The sequence below is a fragment of the Streptomyces sp. NPDC030799 genome, assembly GCF_055572255.1.
Genome location: NZ_JBVIDS010000001.1, coordinates 39,224 through 56,768, shown reverse-complemented (window position 1 = coordinate 56,768; position 17,545 = coordinate 39,224). Strand labels below are relative to the sequence as shown.

General features: G+C 69.8%; 16 protein-coding genes. 11 read left to right on the top strand and 5 right to left on the bottom strand.

The window, feature by feature from the left end; genetic code table 11:
- Positions 1-86: 86 nt before the first annotated feature.
- Entirely contained in the window at positions 87-686 is a 600-nt protein-coding gene (locus ACZ41I_RS00250) for an SACE_7040 family transcriptional regulator (RefSeq protein WP_399768785.1), read from the bottom strand.
- A 109-nt stretch (positions 687-795) separates the two neighbouring features.
- Here ACZ41I_RS00250 and ACZ41I_RS00245 point away from each other — a divergent pair, with 109 nt between their 5' ends.
- The 11 genes from ACZ41I_RS00245 (at position 796) to ACZ41I_RS00195 (ending at position 14,504) form a co-directional block, all read left to right on the top strand.
- Positions 796-2,412 carry a carboxyl transferase domain-containing protein gene (locus ACZ41I_RS00245; RefSeq protein WP_468512808.1) on the top strand — a complete coding sequence of 539 codons (1,617 nt, stop codon included), beginning with the start codon at positions 796-798 and terminating at the stop codon, positions 2,410-2,412.
- Positions 2,413-2,423: 11 nt separating this feature from the next.
- On the top strand, positions 2,424-4,349 hold the full coding sequence (locus tag ACZ41I_RS00240; RefSeq protein WP_468512807.1) for an acetyl/propionyl/methylcrotonyl-CoA carboxylase subunit alpha: 1,926 nt from the start codon (positions 2,424-2,426) through the stop codon (positions 4,347-4,349).
- Entirely contained in the window at positions 4,346-5,287 is a 942-nt protein-coding gene (locus tag ACZ41I_RS00235; RefSeq protein WP_468512806.1) for a hydroxymethylglutaryl-CoA lyase, read from the top strand. The genes ACZ41I_RS00240 and ACZ41I_RS00235 overlap by 4 nt, the downstream gene beginning before the upstream one ends.
- A gap of 5 nt (positions 5,288-5,292) precedes the next feature.
- Positions 5,293-6,453, top strand: a complete 1,161-nt coding sequence (locus ACZ41I_RS00230; protein WP_363213972.1) for an acyl-CoA dehydrogenase family protein — start codon at positions 5,293-5,295, stop codon at positions 6,451-6,453.
- Positions 6,454-6,592: 139 nt separating this feature from the next.
- Entirely contained in the window at positions 6,593-7,639 is a 1,047-nt protein-coding gene (locus tag ACZ41I_RS00225) for an ABC transporter substrate-binding protein (RefSeq protein ID WP_468512805.1), read from the top strand.
- 218 nt (positions 7,640-7,857) lie between these two features.
- Positions 7,858-8,700 (top strand): siderophore-interacting protein, encoded by an 843-nt coding sequence (locus ACZ41I_RS00220; RefSeq protein ID WP_468512804.1) that lies wholly within the window; start codon positions 7,858-7,860, stop codon positions 8,698-8,700.
- Positions 8,701-8,814: 114 nt separating this feature from the next.
- The gene (gene desA / locus ACZ41I_RS00215) at positions 8,815-10,257 is read left to right on the top strand and encodes a lysine decarboxylase DesA (protein ID WP_468319730.1); all 1,443 of its coding nucleotides are present in this window, start codon (positions 8,815-8,817) and stop codon (positions 10,255-10,257) included.
- Positions 10,241-11,527, top strand: coding sequence for a lysine N(6)-hydroxylase/L-ornithine N(5)-oxygenase family protein (locus ACZ41I_RS00210; protein ID WP_468512803.1), 1,287 nt, complete (start codon positions 10,241-10,243; stop codon positions 11,525-11,527). Before desA ends, ACZ41I_RS00210 begins: the two co-directional genes overlap by 17 nt.
- Positions 11,524-12,069: a GNAT family N-acetyltransferase gene (locus ACZ41I_RS00205; RefSeq protein WP_468512802.1), complete on the top strand. Its 546-nt coding sequence runs from the start codon at positions 11,524-11,526 to the stop codon at positions 12,067-12,069. The genes ACZ41I_RS00210 and ACZ41I_RS00205 overlap by 4 nt, the downstream gene beginning before the upstream one ends.
- On the top strand, positions 12,066-13,835 hold the full coding sequence (locus ACZ41I_RS00200) for an IucA/IucC family protein (RefSeq protein WP_468512801.1): 1,770 nt from the start codon (positions 12,066-12,068) through the stop codon (positions 13,833-13,835). The genes ACZ41I_RS00205 and ACZ41I_RS00200 overlap by 4 nt, the downstream gene beginning before the upstream one ends.
- Positions 13,836-13,877: 42 nt before the next feature.
- Complete coding sequence (locus ACZ41I_RS00195) at positions 13,878-14,504, top strand: hypothetical protein (protein WP_468512800.1); 627 nt, start codon at positions 13,878-13,880, stop codon at positions 14,502-14,504.
- Positions 14,505-14,593: 89 nt separating this feature from the next.
- Here ACZ41I_RS00195 and tgmC read toward each other — a convergent pair whose 3' ends face one another.
- The 4 genes from tgmC to ACZ41I_RS00175 all read right to left on the bottom strand — a co-directional run bounded on the left by tgmC (position 14,594) and on the right by ACZ41I_RS00175 (position 17,544).
- The gene (gene tgmC, locus ACZ41I_RS00190; protein ID WP_399768762.1) at positions 14,594-15,715 is read right to left on the bottom strand and encodes an ATP-grasp peptide maturase system methyltransferase; all 1,122 of its coding nucleotides are present in this window, start codon (positions 15,713-15,715) and stop codon (positions 14,594-14,596) included.
- Entirely contained in the window at positions 15,712-16,659 is a 948-nt protein-coding gene (gene tgmB, locus ACZ41I_RS00185) for an ATP-grasp ribosomal peptide maturase (protein WP_468512799.1), read from the bottom strand. Before tgmB ends, tgmC begins: the two co-directional genes overlap by 4 nt.
- Complete coding sequence (gene tgmA / locus ACZ41I_RS00180) at positions 16,656-16,922, bottom strand: putative ATP-grasp-modified RiPP (RefSeq protein ID WP_468512798.1); 267 nt, start codon at positions 16,920-16,922, stop codon at positions 16,656-16,658. Before tgmA ends, tgmB begins: the two co-directional genes overlap by 4 nt.
- A 235-nt stretch (positions 16,923-17,157) precedes the next feature.
- Positions 17,158-17,544, bottom strand: coding sequence for a DUF6415 family natural product biosynthesis protein (locus tag ACZ41I_RS00175; protein ID WP_468512797.1), 387 nt, complete (start codon positions 17,542-17,544; stop codon positions 17,158-17,160).
- Position 17,545: the final 1 nt, after the last annotated feature.

The following is a 17,545-nucleotide window of genomic DNA, read 5'->3' as shown; positions in this document are numbered from 1 at the left end:
ACTGGTGAGTATCTTCCGCCGTCCAGAGGTCTCCCCCCGTAACGCTCATCACGCCGAGCCCCGCCCCGCCCCCTCGCCGCCCGGCCTCACGCCTCGCCGGCCGCCGTGAACGCACCCCGCGCCATCCGGTGCAGCAGTGCCGCCGTCGTCCCCCGGCCCGGCAGCGTGCCGGCGCGGCCCAGGTGGGGCGTGGAGTTCAGCAGGCCGAAGACCGAGTGGACCGCCGAGCGGGCCGTCGGCTCGGTCAGCGCCGGATACACCTCGCGGACCACCTCCACCCACAGCTCGACGTACTGCCGCTGGAGCTGGCGGACCAGCTTGCGGTCGCTGTCGCGGAGGCGGTCCAGCTCGCGGTCGTGCAGGGTGATCAGGGGACGGTCGTCCAGGGCGAAGTCGATGTGGCCCTCGATGAGGGAGTCGAGGACGGCGGAGGCGCCCAGCCGGCCGTCCGCCTCCGCCAGGCGCCGCTTGGCGCCGGTCAGCAGCTGGCCGCTGATGCCCACCAGCAGCTCGGCGAGCATCGCGTCCTTGCCCGGGAAGTGCCGGTACAGACCGGGGCCGCTGATGCCGACCGCGGCGCCTATCTCGTCGACACCGACGCCGTGGAAGCCGCGCTCGGCGAAGAGCCGGGCGGCCTCCTTGAGGATCTGCTCGCGGCGGGTGGGGGCGTCGGTTCTGGTGACCATGCAGGTAATTCTAGACAGCGAGGTTAGCGGTCGTTAACCTGGAGGAAATGGTTAACGCTCATTAACACGTTCGACCAACAGGTTCGATCACCGGTGAGGGGACCGCAGGATGCAGGAGGCACCGGAGCTCCGGAGCGCGGCAGATCCCGCGTCGGAGGCCTGGCGGGCCAATGAACAGGCTCATCTCGCGCTGGTCGCGGAGCTGCGCGGCAAGCTGGCCGCGGCGGCGCTCGGCGGCGGCGAGAAGGCGCGGGCCCGGCACACCGCGCGCGGCAAGCTGCTGCCGAGGGACAGGGTGGACACCCTGCTCGACCCGGGCTCGCCCTTCCTGGAGCTGGCCCCGCTGGCGGCCGACGGGATGTACGAGGGGCAGGCTCCGGCCGCCGGCGTGATCGCCGGGATCGGCCGGGTCAGCGGACGCGAGTGCGTGATCGTCGCGAACGACGCCACGGTCAAGGGCGGCACGTACTACCCGATGACCGTGAAGAAGCACCTGCGCGCCCAGGAGGTGGCGCTCGACAACCGGCTGCCGTGTGTGTACCTGGTCGACTCCGGCGGTGCCTTCCTGCCGATGCAGGACGAGGTCTTCCCCGACCGGGACCACTTCGGGCGGATCTTCTACAACCAGGCCCGCATGTCCGGCGCCGGGATCCCGCAGATCGCGGCCGTCCTCGGCTCCTGCACGGCCGGTGGGGCGTACGTCCCGGCGATGAGCGACGAGGCCGTGATCGTGCGCGGTCAGGGGACGATCTTCCTCGGCGGCCCGCCGCTCGTGAAGGCCGCCACCGGTGAGGTCGTCACGGCGGAGGAGCTGGGCGGCGGCGAGGTCCACTCCCGGGTCTCCGGCGTCACCGACCACCTCGCCGAGGACGACGCGCACGCCCTGAGGATCGTCCGGAACATCGTCGCCACGCTCCCGGCCCGGCGGTCCCTGCCCTGGGAGGTGCAGCCGGCGGTCGAACCGAAGGTGGATCCGTACGGGCTGTACGGCGCCGTCCCGGTCGACTCCCGCACCCCCTACGACGTCCGCGAGATCATCGCGCGCGTGGTCGACGGCTCCCGGTTCGCCGAGTTCAAGGCCGAGTTCGGGCAGACGCTCGTCACCGGCTTCGCCCGCATCCACGGCCACCCGGTCGGCATCGTCGCCAACAACGGCATCCTCTTCTCCGAGTCCGCCCAGAAGGGCGCCCACTTCATCGAGCTGTGCGACCAGCGCGGCATCCCGCTGGTGTTCCTGCAGAACATCTCCGGGTTCATGGTCGGCAAGGACTACGAGGCGGGCGGCATCGCCAAGCACGGCGCCAAGATGGTGACGGCGGTGGCGTGCACGCGCGTGCCGAAGCTGACCGTGGTGGTCGGCGGGTCGTACGGCGCGGGCAACTACTCGATGTGCGGCCGGGCCTACTCGCCCCGTTTCCTGTGGATGTGGCCGGGCGCCAAGATCTCCGTCATGGGCGGCGAGCAGGCCGCGTCCGTGCTCGCCACGGTCAAGCGCGACCAGCTGGAAGCGCGCGGCGAACAGTGGCCCGCCGGGGACGAGGAGGCCTTCAAGGCACCGATCCGCGCGCAGTACGAGCGCCAGGGCAACGCCTACTACGCCACCGCCCGCCTCTGGGACGACGGCGTGATCGACCCGCTGGAGACCCGTCAGGTGCTCGGACTCGCCCTGACGGCCTGCGCCAACGCGCCTCTGGGAGAGCCCCAGTTCGGCGTCTTCCGGATGTGAGGAGGGGAACCGTGTTCGACACAGTGCTGGTCGCCAACCGGGGCGAGATCGCCGTACGCGTCATCCGTACGCTCCGCTCGCTGGGCGTGCGCTCGGTGGCGGTCTTCTCCGACGCCGACGCCGACGCGCGGCACGTCCGGGAGGCCGACACGGCGGTACGGATCGGGCCGCCGCCCGCGGCCGAGAGCTATCTGTCCGTCGAGCGGCTGCTGGAGGCCGCCGCCCGCACCGGCGCCCAGGCCGTGCACCCCGGGTACGGCTTCCTCGCCGAGAACGCCGGCTTCGCGCGCGCGTGCGAGGAGGCGGGGCTGGTCTTCATCGGCCCGCCCGCCGACGCGATCGCGCTCATGGGCGACAAGATCCGTGCCAAGGAGACGGTGCAGAAGGCCGGGGTGCCGGTGGTGCCCGGGGGCCGTGACCCCGACCTCGCCGGTGCGGCCCGCGAACTGGGTGCGCCCGTGCTGCTCAAGCCCTCCGCAGGGGGCGGCGGCAAGGGCATGCGCCTGGTGCGGGACATGACCGTGCTGGAGGAGGAGATCGCCGCCGCCCGCCGCGAGGCCCGCGCCTCCTTCGGCGACGACACCCTGCTCGTGGAGCGGTGGATCGACCGGCCCCGGCACATCGAGATCCAGGTGCTGGCCGACGGCCACGGGAACGTGGTTCACCTCGGCGAGCGCGAATGCTCGCTCCAGCGGCGCCACCAGAAGATCATCGAGGAGGCGCCGAGCGTGCTCCTCGACGAGGCCACGCGCGCGGCGATGGGCGAGGCGGCCGTGCAGGCGGCCCGCTCCTGCGGCTACCGGGGCGCGGGCACGGTGGAGTTCATCGTGCCGGGCGGTGACCCGTCGTCGTACTACTTCATGGAGATGAACACCCGTCTCCAGGTGGAGCACCCGGTCACCGAACTGATCACCGGCCTCGACCTGGTGGAGTGGCAGCTGCGCGTGGCGGCCGGGGAGAAGCTGGGCTTCGCGCAGGCGGACGTGACGCTCACCGGGCACGCGGTCGAGGCCCGGATCTGCGCCGAGGACCCCGCGCGCGGCTTCCTGCCCTCCGGCGGCACGGTGCTGCTGCTGGACGAGCCGCAGGGCGACGGCGTGCGCACCGACTCCGGGCTCAGTGAGGGCACCGAGGTGGGCAGCCTGTACGACCCGATGGTGTCCAAGGTGATCGCCTACGGCCCCGACCGGGCGACGGCGCTCAGAAAGCTCCGGGTGGCGCTGGCGGAGACGGTCACGCTGGGCGTGCAGACCAACGCGGGCTTCCTGCGCCGGCTGCTGGAGCATCCGGCGGTCGTGGCGGGCGAGTTGGACACGGGGCTCGTGGAGCGGGTGGTGGACGAGCTGGTTCCCACCGACGTGCCGGAGGCGGTGTACGAGGCGGCGGCCGCCGTACGCATGGAGGCGCTGAAGCCCCGCGCGAAGGGCTGGACCGACCCCTTCTCGGTGCCGAGCGGATGGCGCCTCGGCGGCACCCCGAAGCCGCCCGTCTTCCACCTCCGGGTGCAGGAACCGGTGACGTACACCCCCCGGGGCACCCACACCGTCACCGGCGACCGGGTGACGGTGACCCTGGACGGCGTCCGCCACGTCTTCCACCGGGCCGGTGACTGGATCGGCCGTCACGGCGACGCCTGGCACGTGCGCGACCACGACCCGGTCGCCGCGTCCCTCACCCGGTCCGGACACACGGGCGCGGACTCGCTGACCGCTCCCATGCCCGGGACGGTGACCGTCGTGAAGGTCGCGGTCGGCGATGAAGTGGCCGCGGGCCAGAGCCTGCTGGTGGTCGAGGCGATGAAGATGGAGCACGTCATCTCCGCCCCGCACGCCGGCACGGTCGCCGAGCTGGACGTGACGCCGGGCACGGCGGTCGCCATGGACCAGGTGCTGGCCGTGATCGCACCGCACGACGAGGAAGAGGTGGTGGCGGAGTGAGTGCCGAAGGACTGCCCATGGTCGTACCGGCCGGTGGTCTGCCCGCTCGGGTGCGGATCCACGAGGTCGGCGCGCGTGACGGGCTGCAGAACGAGAAGATGGCCGTACCGACGTCGGTCAAGGCGGACTTCATCCGCCGCTTGGCCGATGCGGGCCTGACGACGATCGAGGCGACGAGTTTCGTGCACCCCGAGTGGGTGCCCCAACTGGCGGACGCCGAGCATCTGTTCCGGCAGGTCTGCGATCTCGACGTGGACCTGCCCGTCCTGGTGCCGAACCGCCGTGGCCTGGACCGCGCGCTCGCGCTCGGCGCCCGCCGGATCGCGGTGTTCGCCAGCGCCACCGAGTCCTTCGCGAAGGCCAATCTGAACCGCACGCTGGACGAGTCGCTGGCCGTGTTCGAGCCGGTGGTGCGGCAGGCGAAGGACGCGGGCGCGCATGTGCGCGGCTATGTCTCGATGTGCTTCGGCGACCCCTGGGAGGGGGCGGTCCCCCTCCACCAGGTGGCCCGCGTCTGCACGGCCCTCAGGGACATGGGCTGCGACGAGCTGAGCCTGGGCGACACGATCGGCGTCGCCACCCCCGGCCACGTCCTCGAACTGCTCTCCCTGCTCAACGAGAAGGGCGTGCCGACGAACGTGATCGGCGTGCACTTCCACGACACCTACGGCCAGGCGCTCGCCAACACCCTGGCGGCCCTGCAGCACGGCGTCACCACCGTCGACTCCTCGGCGGGCGGGCTCGGCGGCTGCCCGTACGCGAAGTCCGCCACCGGCAACCTCGCCACCGAGGACCTCGTCTGGATGCTGCACGGCCTCGGCATCGAGACCGGCGTCGACCTCGGCCGTCTGACCGCCACAAGCGTGTGGATGGCCGCCCATCTGGACCGGCCCAGCCCGTCCCGTACCGTCCGCGCTCTCTCCCACAAGGACCAGTGATCAGCATGGACCACCGTCTCAGCCCCGAGCTGGAGGAACTCCGCCGCACGGTGGAGGAGTTCGCGCACGACGTGGTGGCGCCGAAGATCGGCGACTTCTACGAGCGGCACGAGTTCCCGTACGAGATCGTCCGCGAGATGGGCCGCATGGGCCTGTTCGGGCTGCCGTTCCCGGAGGAGTACGGCGGCATGGGCGGCGACTATCTCGCCCTCGGCATCGCCCTGGAGGAACTGGCGCGGGTGGATTCGTCGGTGGCGATCACCCTGGAGGCCGGGGTGTCGCTGGGCGCGATGCCCGTGCACCTCTTCGGCACGGAGGAGCAGAAGCGGGAGTGGCTGCCCCGCCTGTGCTCGGGCGAGATCCTCGGCGCGTTCGGCCTGACGGAACCGGACGGCGGCAGCGACGCCGGGGCCACCCGTACGACGGCCCGTCTGGACCCGGCCACGAACGAATGGGTGATCAACGGCACGAAGTGCTTCATCACCAACTCCGGTACGGACATCACGGGCTTGGTGACGGTGACCGCCGTGACCGGCCGCAAGCCGGACGGCAAGCCGCAGATCTCCGCGATCATCGTCCCGTCCGGTACGCCGGGCTTCACGGTCGCGGCCCCGTACTCGAAGGTCGGCTGGAACGCCTCGGACACCCGCGAGCTGTCGTTCCAGGACGTACGCGTCCCGGCGGCCAACCTCCTGGGCGAGGAGGGCCGCGGCTACGCCCAGTTCCTGCGCATCCTGGACGAGGGCCGCATCGCCATCGCGGCGCTGGCGACGGGCCTCGCACAGGGCTGCGTCGACGAGTCGGTGAAGTACGCCAGGGAGCGCCACGCCTTCGGCAGGCCGATCGGCGCCAACCAGGCCATCCAGTTCAAGATCGCCGACATGGAGATGAAGGCCCACACGGCCCGTCTCGCCTGGCGCGACGCCGCTTCCCGCCTGGTGGCCGGCGAACCCTTCAAGAAGGAGGCGGCCCTCGCCAAGCTCCACTCCTCCACGGTCGCTGTCGACAACGCCCGCGACGCCACCCAGATCCACGGCGGCTACGGCTTCATGAACGAGTATCCGGTGGCCCGCATGTGGCGCGACTCCAAGATCCTGGAAATCGGCGAGGGCACGAGTGAGGTCCAGCGGATGCTGATCGCACGCGAGTTGGGGCTGGTCGGCTGAGGCAGCTCCGGCGGCACACAGGCCGCGTACGGGTTCGGGTGCGGGGCGCCCCACCCCCTGGACATCGAGTGAGGTTAGGCTAACCTACCTTGAAACCTGTCCGGCGGGCGCTCCGCCCCGTTCGAAAGCAGTCATACCCATGCCCCAGGCCCGTGCCACCCATCTCACTCGCCGCGGTCTCCTCGCCGCGGGCGGCGCCGTCGGACTGGCCGCCGCGCTCAGCGCCTGCGGGGACGACAAGGGCAAAGACAGTGGCGCGGGCGGCGGGTCGAAGGCCGCCAAGTCCGGCCCTTGGTCCTTCAAGGACGACCGCGGCACGGTCGTGAAGCTGGACAAGGTCCCCGCGAACATCGTCGCCTTCACCGGCGTCGGCGCCGCGCTCCACGACTACGGCATCCAGGTCAAGGGCGTCTTCGGCCCGACCACGACCAAGGACGGCAAGGCCGATGTCCAGGCCGGCGACATGGACGTCAGCAAGGTGACGGTCCTCGGCAACACCTGGGGCCAGTTCAACATCGAGAAGTACGCGTCGCTCGCGCCGGACGTGCTGATCTCCACGATGTTCGACGGCGCCGGCACCCTCTGGTACGTCCCCGAGGAGTCGGAGAAGAAGATCTCCCAACTCGCCCCCGGTGTCGGCATCTCCGTCTACGACCGCCGGCTCACCGAGCCGCTGCAGCGCATGTGGGACCTGGCCGAGTCGCTCGGCGCGGACATGAAGGCCGCGAAGGTCACCGACGCCAGGAAGCGGTTCGAGGCCGCCGCCGCCCGGCTGCGCGCCGCCGCCAAGGCCAAGCCCGGCATCAGGGTGATGGCCGGCAGTGCGAGCGACCAGCTGTTCTACGTCTCGGGCACCAACCTCTCCGTGGACCTGGAGTACTTCAAGGCCCTCGGCGTGAACTTCGTGGAGCCGCCGGAGAGCGCCAAGAAGCAGGGCGGTGGCTGGTACGAGTCGCTGAGCTGGGAGAACGTCGACAAGTACCAGGCCGACATCATCATGATGGACGACCGGTCCTCGGCGATCCAGCCGGCCGACATCAGCAAGCCGACATGGAAGAAGCTGCCCGCGGTGAAGGCGGGGCAGGTGATCGCCCGGTCGCCCGAGCCGATTCTGTCGTACGACAAGTGCGTGCCACTGCTGACGAGTCTGGCCGAGGCCTTGGAGAAGGCGAAGAAGGTCGGCTAGGGGGTGTCGTTCGGATCATCCCGGCGTCGCGGGCCCTGGCACGCACGGGTCGGCCGGCGCACCGCTCGTCACGGCCGGCCTGATCCGAACACCCCCTAGGCGCCCATGCGGAGGGGCGCCGTGCATGGCGGGCGGCTGCGGACCGCGTGTGGCTGGTCGCGCCGTTCCCCGCGCCCCTTCAGGCCCGCTGCAATCCCCCGCATCGATGAGGAGCCCACATGACCACGGCCGTAGCCGCCCCGTTCCGGTTCTTCTCCCTGCAGGTCGTACGGACGAGGCGGCTGGGGCCGTCGCTCGTCCGTGTCACCTTCGGCGGAGCCGATCTGCACGCGTTCCACTCCGACGGACGGGACCAGTCCCTCTCCCTGTTCCTGCCGCACCCCGGTCAGACCGAGCCCGTCGTCCCGCTGGAGCTGGGGGACGGCTGGTGGCAGGGGTGGCGGGAACTGCCGGACGACGTACGGGCCGTGATGCGCTCGTACACACTGCGGGCCCTCAGGCGCGACCCGGACGAGATCGACATCGACTTCGCGCTGCACGGCATCGAGTCCGGCGCGTCCACCCCCGCCGGCCCCGCCTCCCGCTGGGCCTCCCGGGCGACCGCAGGTGACCGGGTGCTGCTGCTCGGGCCGGCGGTCGCCGACAACCGCGCGATCCGCTTCCGCCCGCCCGGGGACACCGACCTCGTCGTCCTGTGGGGCGACGAGACCGCCGTACCGGCCGCGACCGCGATCCTGGAGTCCCTCCCCGCCGGCAGCCGCGCCCGCGCCTGGCTGGAGGTGCCGCACGCCGGGGACATCCAGGACGTGCGCACGGCGGCCGACGCGGAGATCACGTGGCTCGTACGGCACGACGGATCCCCCATGGCCGTCGATGCCGTACGGGCCGCCCACCTGCCCGCGGCCGAGCGGCCGTACGTGTGGATCGCCGGTGAGTCGGGGCAAGTGAAGGCGCTGCGGCGGCACTTCGTCGGCGAGCGTGGCGTCGACCGGCAGCGGGTGACCTTCGTCGGGTACTGGCGGCAGGGGATGACCGAGGAACAGCTGCGGGCCGCCGGGTAACCGCTCCTGGAGTGACGCCGGTCACGGGTCAGGCATGCCTTGATCCAATTAACTTAGGTTAGGCTAACCTAAGCTGAAACCCCCGTACGGACTGTCCCCTCGGAGGACCCCCACATGCGCTCGCACCTGCTCAATGGCCTCACCGCGGAGCACTACCGCAGCTCCGTGACCGAAGGAGTCGAGCGGGTGGCGGCCAAACTCGCCACCACCGACCGTCCGTTCACCGGCGTCACCGTGGACACCCTCTCCCCCCGGATCGACGCCATCGACCTCGACCGGCCCCTCGGCGACACCGCCGCCGTACTCGACGAACTGGAGGACGTCTACCTCCGGGACGCCGTCTACTTCCACCACCCCCGCTACCTCGCCCACCTCAACTGCCCCGTGGTCATCCCGGCGGTGCTCGGCGAGGCCGTCCTCTCCGCGGTCAACTCCTCCCTGGACACCTGGGACCAGTCGGCCGGCGGCACCCTCATCGAGCGCAAGCTCATCGACTGGACCGCCGAACGCATCGGCCTCGGCCCCGCCGCCGACGGCGTGTTCACCTCCGGGGGCACCCAGTCCAACCTCCAGGCGCTGCTCCTGGCGAGAGAGGAAGCCAAGAGCGACAGCCTCGCGAAGCTGCGCATCCTCGCCTCCGAGGTCAGCCACTTCAGCGTGAAGAAGTCCGCGAAACTCCTCGGCCTGGGCCCGGACTCCGTCGTCGCCGTCCCCGTCGACCGCGACAAGCGGATGCAGACCGTCGCCCTCGCCCATGAGCTGGAGCGCTGCCGGCGCGACGGGCTGGTGCCGATGGCGGTCGTCGCCACCGCCGGCACCACCGACTTCGGCTCCATCGATCCGCTCCCGGAGATCGCCGGACTGTGCGCCCAGTACGCCGTGTGGATGCACGTCGACGCGGCCTACGGCTGCGGGCTGCTCGCCTCCCTGAAGTACCGGGACCGCATCGACGGCATCGAGCGCGCCGACTCGGTCACCGTCGACTACCACAAGTCCTTCTTCCAGCCGGTCAGTTCGTCCGCCGTCCTGGTGAAGGACGCGGCCACGCTGCGGCATGCCACCTACCACGCCGACTACCTCAACCCGCGCCGCATGGTGCAGGAACGCATCCCCAACCAGGTCGACAAGTCCCTGCAGACCACCCGCCGCTTCGACGCCCTCAAGCTGTGGATGACCCTGCGCACCATGGGAGCGGACGGTGTCGGACAGCTCTTCGACGAGGTCTGCGACCTGGCGGCCGAGGGCTGGCAGCTGCTCGCCGCCGACCCCCGCTACGACGTCGTCGTCGAGCCCACCCTCTCCACCCTCGTCTTCCGCTACATCCCGGCGGCCGTCACCGACCCGGCCGAGATCGACCGCGCCAACCTCTACGCCCGCAAGGCCCTGTTCGCCTCCGGCGACGCCGTGGTGGCCGGCACCAAGGTCGGCGGCCGCCACTACCTGAAGTTCACCCTGCTCAACCCCGAGACACGGGCGGCCGACATCGCCGCCGTCCTCGATCTGATCGCCGGCCACGCCGAGCAGTACCTGGGAGAGTCCCTTGACCGCGCTTCCTGAAGCCACCCGTGTTCATGACTTCGTGGGGATCGGGCTCGGCCCCTTCAACCTCGGCCTCGCCTGTCTCACCGAACCGATCGCCGGTCTGGACGGCGTCTTCCTCGACTCCAAGCCGGACTTCGAGTGGCACGCCGGGATGTTCCTGGACGGCGCCCACCTGCAGACCCCGTTCATGTCGGACCTGGTCACCCTCGCCGACCCCACCTCGCCCTACTCCTTCCTCAACTACCTGAAGGAGAAAGGCAGACTGTACTCGTTCTACATCCGCGAGAACTTCTATCCCCTGCGGATCGAGTACGACGACTACTGCCGCTGGGCGGCGGGCAAACTCCGCAGCGTCCGCTTCGGCACGACGGTCACCGAGGTGACGTACGAGGACGAGCTGTACGTCGTCCGCACGCAGGCCGGTGAAACGTACCGCGCCCGGCACCTGGTCCTGGGCACGGGGACGACCCCGTACGTCCCGCAGGCCTGCCAGGACCTGCCCGGCGATTTCCTGCACAACTCCCAGTACGTGCACCGCAAGGCGGAGCTGCAGGCGAAGAAGTCCGTCACGATCGTCGGCAGCGGCCAGAGCGCGGCCGAGATCTACCACGAGCTGCTCGCCGAGATCGACGTCCACGGCTACCAGCTCAACTGGGTCACCCGCTCCCCGCGGTTCTTCCCTCTCGAATACACCAAGCTGACCCTGGAGATGACCAGTCCCGACTACATCGACTACTTCCGCGCACTGCCGGAGGAGACCCGCTACCGGCTGGAGAAGCAGCAGAAGGGCCTGTTCAAGGGCATCAACTCGGATCTGATCGACTCGATCTTCGACCTGCTCTACCAGAAGAACGTCGAGAGCGGCGACCGCCCGGTCCCGACCCGTCTGCTGACCAACTCCACCCTGAAGAGCGCCCGTCACGACGCCGACGGCACCTACACCCTCGGCTTCCACCAGGACGAGCAGGGCAAGGACTTCGAGATCCGCACGGAGGGCCTGCTGCTGGCCACCGGCTACCACTACGAGCCCCCGGCCTTCCTCGCCCCGATCCGGGACCGCCTCCGCTTCGACGGACACGGCCGCTTCGACGTCGCCCGCAACTACGCCATCGACGTCACCGGCCGGGGGGTCTTCCTGCAGAACGCCGGCGTCCACACCCACAGCATCACCAGCCCCGACCTGGGCATGGGCGCCTACCGCAACGCGTACATCATCCGCGAACTGCTCGGCACCGAGTACTACCCCATCGAGAAGACGATCGCCTTCCAGGAGTTCGCGGTATGACCGACACGGACATGACCTTCACCTTCCGTCCCGTCGATCCCCTGGCCCACGGCGAACTGCTGCACTCCTGGGTCACCCATCCCAAGGCGTCCTTCTGGATGATGCAGGACGCGAAACTGGAGGACGTCGAGCGGGCCTACATGGAGATCGCGGCGGACGAGCACCACCACGCGCTGCTCGGACTGCGCGGCGGCGTGCCCGTCTTCCTCATGGAGAAGTACGACCCCGCGCACCGCGAGCTGACCGGCCTGTACGAGGCACAGCCGGGCGATGCCGGCATGCACTTCCTGGTCGCGCCCACCGACACGCCCGTGCACGGGTTCACGCGGGCCGTCATCACGGCCGTGATGGCGCACCTGTTCGAGGATCCGGAGGTGAAGCGCGTCGTAGTCGAACCGGACGTCCGCAACACGGCCGTACACGCGCTGAACGAGGCCGTCGGGTTCGTGCCCGAGCGGGAGATCCAGAAGCCGGAGAAGAAGGCGCTGCTGAGCTTCTGCACGCGCGAGCAGTTCACCGCTGCGACGGGGGTGGCCGCATGACCCTCGCCGACACCGTTGCCCACCTCTCCCCCGAGCGCTGGGCGACCGCCAACCGTCTGCTGATACGCAAGGCGCTCGCCGAGTTCGCCCACGAGCGCCTGATCACACCTGCGCGGGAGGGGGACGGGTACGTCGTCCGCAGTGACGACGGCCTGACCTCCTACCGCTTCTCCGCCGTCCGGCGCGCCCTCGACCACTGGCAGGTCGACGCCGAGTCCCTCACCCGGCACCGGAACGGTGCCGAACTCCCGTTGTCCGCCCTGGACTTCTTCATCGAGCTGAAGGAGTCCCTGCGGCTGACCGACGAGATCCTGCCGGTCTACCTGGAGGAGATCTCCTCCACCCTCTCCAGCACCTGCTACAAGCTCACCAAGCCCCGCATCACCTCCGCCGAGCTGGCGGGTCACGGCTTCCAGGCGATCGAGACCGGGATGACCGAGGGGCACCCCTGCTTCGTCGCCAACAACGGCCGGCTCGGCTTCGGCATCCACGAGTACCTCTCCTACGCCCCGGAGACCGCGAGCCCCGTCCGTCTGGTGTGGCTGGCCGCGCACCGCTCACGGGCCGCCTTCACGGCGGGTGCCGGGATCGCGTACGAGGAGTTCGTCCGGCAGGAGCTGGGCGCGGACACGGTCGACCGGTTCCACGGCCGGCTCACCGCCCAGGGCCTCGACCCCGCCGACTACCTCCTCATCCCCGTCCACCCCTGGCAGTGGTGGAACAAGCTCTCCGTCACCTTCGCCGCCGAGGTGGCCCGCCGGCACCTGGTCTGCCTGGGCGAAGGCGACGACGAGTATCTGGCCCAGCAGTCCATCCGGACCTTCTTCAACACGTCCCACCCGGAGAAGCACTACGTAAAGACGGCCCTGTCCGTCCTCAACATGGGCTTCATGCGGGGGCTCTCGGCCGCCTACATGGAGGCCACGCCAGCCATCAACGACTGGCTGGCCCAGCTGATCGAGAACGACCCGGTGCTGAAGTCCACGGGCCTGTCGATCATCCGCGAGCGGGCGGCCGTCGGCTACCGGCACCTGGAGTACGAACAGGCCACCGACCGCTACTCCCCCTACCGCAAGATGCTGGCCGCACTGTGGCGGGAGAGCCCGGTACCCTCGCTCCAGGACGGCGAGTCCCTGGCCACCATGGCCTCCCTGCTGCACGTGGACCACAACGGCGCCTCCTTCGCGGGCGCGCTGATCGCCCGCTCGGGACTCCCGCCGACGGAGTGGCTGCGCCGCTACCTCCGCGCCTACTACACCCCCCTGCTGCACAGCTTCTACGCCTACGACCTGGCGTTCATGCCGCACGGGGAGAACGTGATCCTGGTGCTCAAGGACGGCGTGGTGCAGCGGGCGGTCTACAAGGACATCGCCGAGGAGATCGTGGTGATGGACCCGGACGCGGTCCTGCCGCCGGAGGTACAGCGGATCCGTGTCGAGGTCCCGGACGACACGAAGCTGCTGTCGATCTTCACGGACGTCTTCGACTGCTTCTTCCGCTTCCTCGCCGCACACCTCGCCGCCGAGGGGACCCTGGAGGAGCACGCCTTCTGGCGCACGGTCGCCGAGGTCACCCACGAGTACCAGGAGGCGAACCCCGAACTGGCGGAACGATTCCGTCAGTACGACATCTTCACCCCCGAGTTCGCCCTGTCCTGCCTCAACCGCCTCCAACTCCGCAACAACAAACAGATGGTGGACCTCACCGACCCGTCGGGCGCCCTCCAGCTCATCGGCACCCTGACGAACCCGATCACCGGCCTCTGAGCGTGGGGCTTGACGCCTCCGCGCACCGGGTATCGCAGGCACATGCGGGCATGGCGAGCGGCCGTGTGGGCGGGGCCCTCGTGGGAGGCATTCGTGCTGGGTGTGGTGAGGCGGGTGCGGGCGGGGGCCGGTCCGCAGCCGTGGTGGATGCCGCGGCGCGTACTGACCGTGGTGTCGGCCGATGTCGACCCCGCCTCGGGAGTCGCGGCGGTCTGGATGCTGTGGCGTCCGAAGTCACAGCGGACGCGTGAGCACACCGAGCTGCTGGAGTGGTACGACGAGCGGTGGCGGTACGTGGGAGGCGGCTGGGGCGACGGAGACGGAGACGACGGTGCCGACGTCGATGTGCTCGACATTCGCCACGCCGCGGGCAGCCTCAGCCTCACCCGCCGCCTCGCCCCTCCTGGCTCCCTCATCTCAGCCCCATGGATCGGTTGCGAGATCGTGCGCCTCGGGCCGGACGTGGGGCATGTGCTCATCGGCGCCCGCCGGATCGAGGCTCCCGAGCAGCGCAGGCTCATCGCTGTCTGGACATCTCCCCGCACCGCCGGCCTCGCAGACCGTCCCGTCATCTCGGCCCTGGGCCGCGACGGCACGGAACTCTCCCGCATCGGGCCCCATGACGGCCTGGACAGCCATACCTGGACGCGGCTGAGAGACGAGCTTTGACCGGTCTGCTCCAGCAGTCGGCTCCGAAGACGGACGGGCACCCCGGAGTACGGTCCTCCGGGGTGCCCGTCCGGCTTCTCCGGTTGCCGCTACCAGCTGTAGCTCTGTCCCTCCGGCGTAACGCGGAGGGTGAACCGCTCCAGCTCAGGTGCTCCAGCGGCATACCAGCGGCCCAGTTGGTCTTCGGCAGCGTCCCACAGAGCGTGTGGACCGTCCTGCCGCACAGTCCACCGGCCGTTCTCCTCATAGAGAGCGGCCCAAGAGCCGGAGTCGACGTCGATCAGGACTTCCTCCCGGAGCCCGTCGCGTTCCATGGTCAGACGCTGGCCGCCCGGAAGCGCGGACTGCACAACGAAGCGGGACGCCCAGCCGTCCAGGGCGTCGGCCCCGACAGTGGCCGGGCGCTCCTCGCCTGCGCTCAGGTCTGGGAGCAGGCCGAGTGGTGGCGGCAGCTGCGGACGCGCGAGCATGAAGCTCACTCGGCCGCCCAACAGCGGCCCGGATGCGGTGCCGTCGTCGTGCACGGCCAATCGAGCGAGTTCCGAGGTGCCGAGCCAGCCACCGATGGTCGTCAGGATCTCTCCGCCAGGCCGAGCCTGCTCGATCCACTCCGAGGGCACGGTTCGCACGCCGCAGGTCGCGATGATCCGGTCGTACGGTGCACCTTTGGCAAAGCCGCGCAGGCCGTCACCGGTGATGAGGGTGGGGTACATCCCGATCCGGCCAAGAGCCGTCTGCGCCCGCGCGGCCACCTCCTTGTCGTACTCGATGGAGGTGACGGCGCCCTCGCCCAGCCGGGCGCAGAGCAGCGCGGTCGAGTAGCCGGTACCGGTGCCGATCTCCAGCACCCTCATACCTGGCTCCGCCCGCAGTTCCTCCAGCATGCGCACCACGAGCGAGGGCAGCGTGCTGGAGCTGGTCGGCTCACGCAGGATTTCCCCGCGAATGTCTGACGGAACGATCGTGTTGGCGATCTGTGTCACGAGCGACTCGTCGGCGAAGCAGCCCCGCATCCAGTCCGCGCTGCCCTCCAGAACAGGCTGCCAAGCTGCGGGGAAGGCGTTCGGCACCCGACGGAAGAAGCCGCTCCGGAGGAACTCGTGCCGGGGAACGGACTCCACCGCCCGCCTCCACGGCTCGGTCCGCAGCGCCCCTGTCTGCTGAAGACTGTCGACCAACCGCTGGTGCAGCTGTGTCACCTCGGTGTTCACGTCGTCCTCTCCAGTAGGTCGGCCATGGCCTGGAGCATCGGCATGCCGGTCTCCGGTTCCAGCCAATACCACTGGCCGGAGGGGTTGCACTCCAGGAACCACCATCGCCCGTCCGTGCCCACACAGAAGTCGAAAGCGCCGAAAACGAGCCCGAAGCTGTCCAGATACCGGAAAAGTGACGCCCTAGTCCGTGGTGGCGGCTCCACAGGGGTGTACTTCAGACGGCCGTAGTCAGTACGCCAGTCCAGCAGATCGGAGTCGATGCGAACGCAGAACACCCGAGTGCCGATGACGGTGACGCGGACGTCCGCTTCCTTGGGGACGCGTTCCTGGAAGAGATGCGCGGTGCCGGCCACGTGCTCGTCGATGTCCTCGGCGGCGACCTCCGCGATCCGGACGACGGAGGAGACGCCGTCTACGTGGTACGCCGGGTTCGACAGCGGCTTGTAGATGACCGAGTGGTGGCGTTTGACGAAGGCCCGGGCGGCGTCCGGGCTGGAGGTGATGAGTGTGGCCGGTACGTCGAATCCTGCCTGCCTCGCCGCGACGAGGCCGGAGGGCTTGAATTCGGCGTCGCCGATCCTGTGCGGGTGGTTGACGTACAAGCACCCCGGCAGGGACGCGAGCACGCCTCCGAGTCCGTACCGGGCCTGGGTGACGGCAAACCGCGCATCTTGCTCGGGCAGGTGCGGGAAAGCAAACCCGGTCGGCCGTCGGTAGTACAGGGATCGTACGGCGGTCAGGTCGGCGGTCCGGGTGGGGGTGAGAAGGCGGCCCTGGATACCGTGCTGGGTGATCTCGGCCTCCACCGACAGTGAGGCGGGGAAGTCCCCGGAGTCGAGCCGCACGACCGGGACGCCCCGATCGTGCAGCTCGCGGATCACCACGTCGGCGGTGGGGTCGTACAGGCTGGTGACGACCAAGACCAGACGCGGATCACTCACTGGTCACCATCGCTCCCTTGGTCGGAGTCGGTGTTTCCCTGCCCCTGCCCGTCGGGACTGGTGCCGTGGCCGGGCATATCCATGACCTGCCCGGCGGCGTCGAAGAACACGGCCGCCTGGGTGCGCGGGTCCAGTTCGGCGCGCGCGTATCCCGGGGCCATCGTCGGATAGGGGGCCATGCGACTCACCCCCCAGGGGTCCAGAGTGGGGGTGTCGGACGGCTGCGGCGTCTCGGTCGGGAACCGGTCGGAGTGGACGAACAAGGCGTACTCCTTCACTCATATCGGTTGAAGAGCCCGCTGCGGATCGTTCCGAGCAGGGGCCCGGTGCACCGCTCCCGCCGGAGTCTTGCGGAACCCGGCGGGTGGGGTGATCTTGGGACGCGACCCTGACCCGGCGGTCGCCTGGGGGTGCGTCAGTTGGACGTCCTCGCGAGCACCAGGGCAAGTACGGGGCCGGTGACGGCGGCCACATACATGAGCAGGCCGGCGATCGCCTTCATGACCGTTCGCCGGCCGATGCTTCCCCGTCCAATTTCTCGTAGTGGTCGCAGAGGGCCTTGACGGAGCGGGCGAGCTTGCGCACCACGGCCACGCGGACGGGCGGCGTGCAACCGTCTCCGACCCGCAGGTTCCTGGTCCCCTCGCCGACGCAGGCGAGCGCGCAGTATCGCGGGACGCTGTTCTTCGGTATCCGTCCTGCCTTCTCCGCCACCTCGGGGATCAGCAGCCCCAGATGGCGACGCAGTGTCGCGTTGAGAGTGTCCAACTCCTTGGGGACGGGGGGAAGCACTTCGGGCCCGTCGTCAGGACCGAGCAGCAGGGCCGCGGTCTCACGCATCGTGGCGATGTCCATCAGGCCGCTGTCGTCGTGCTGCTTCACCATG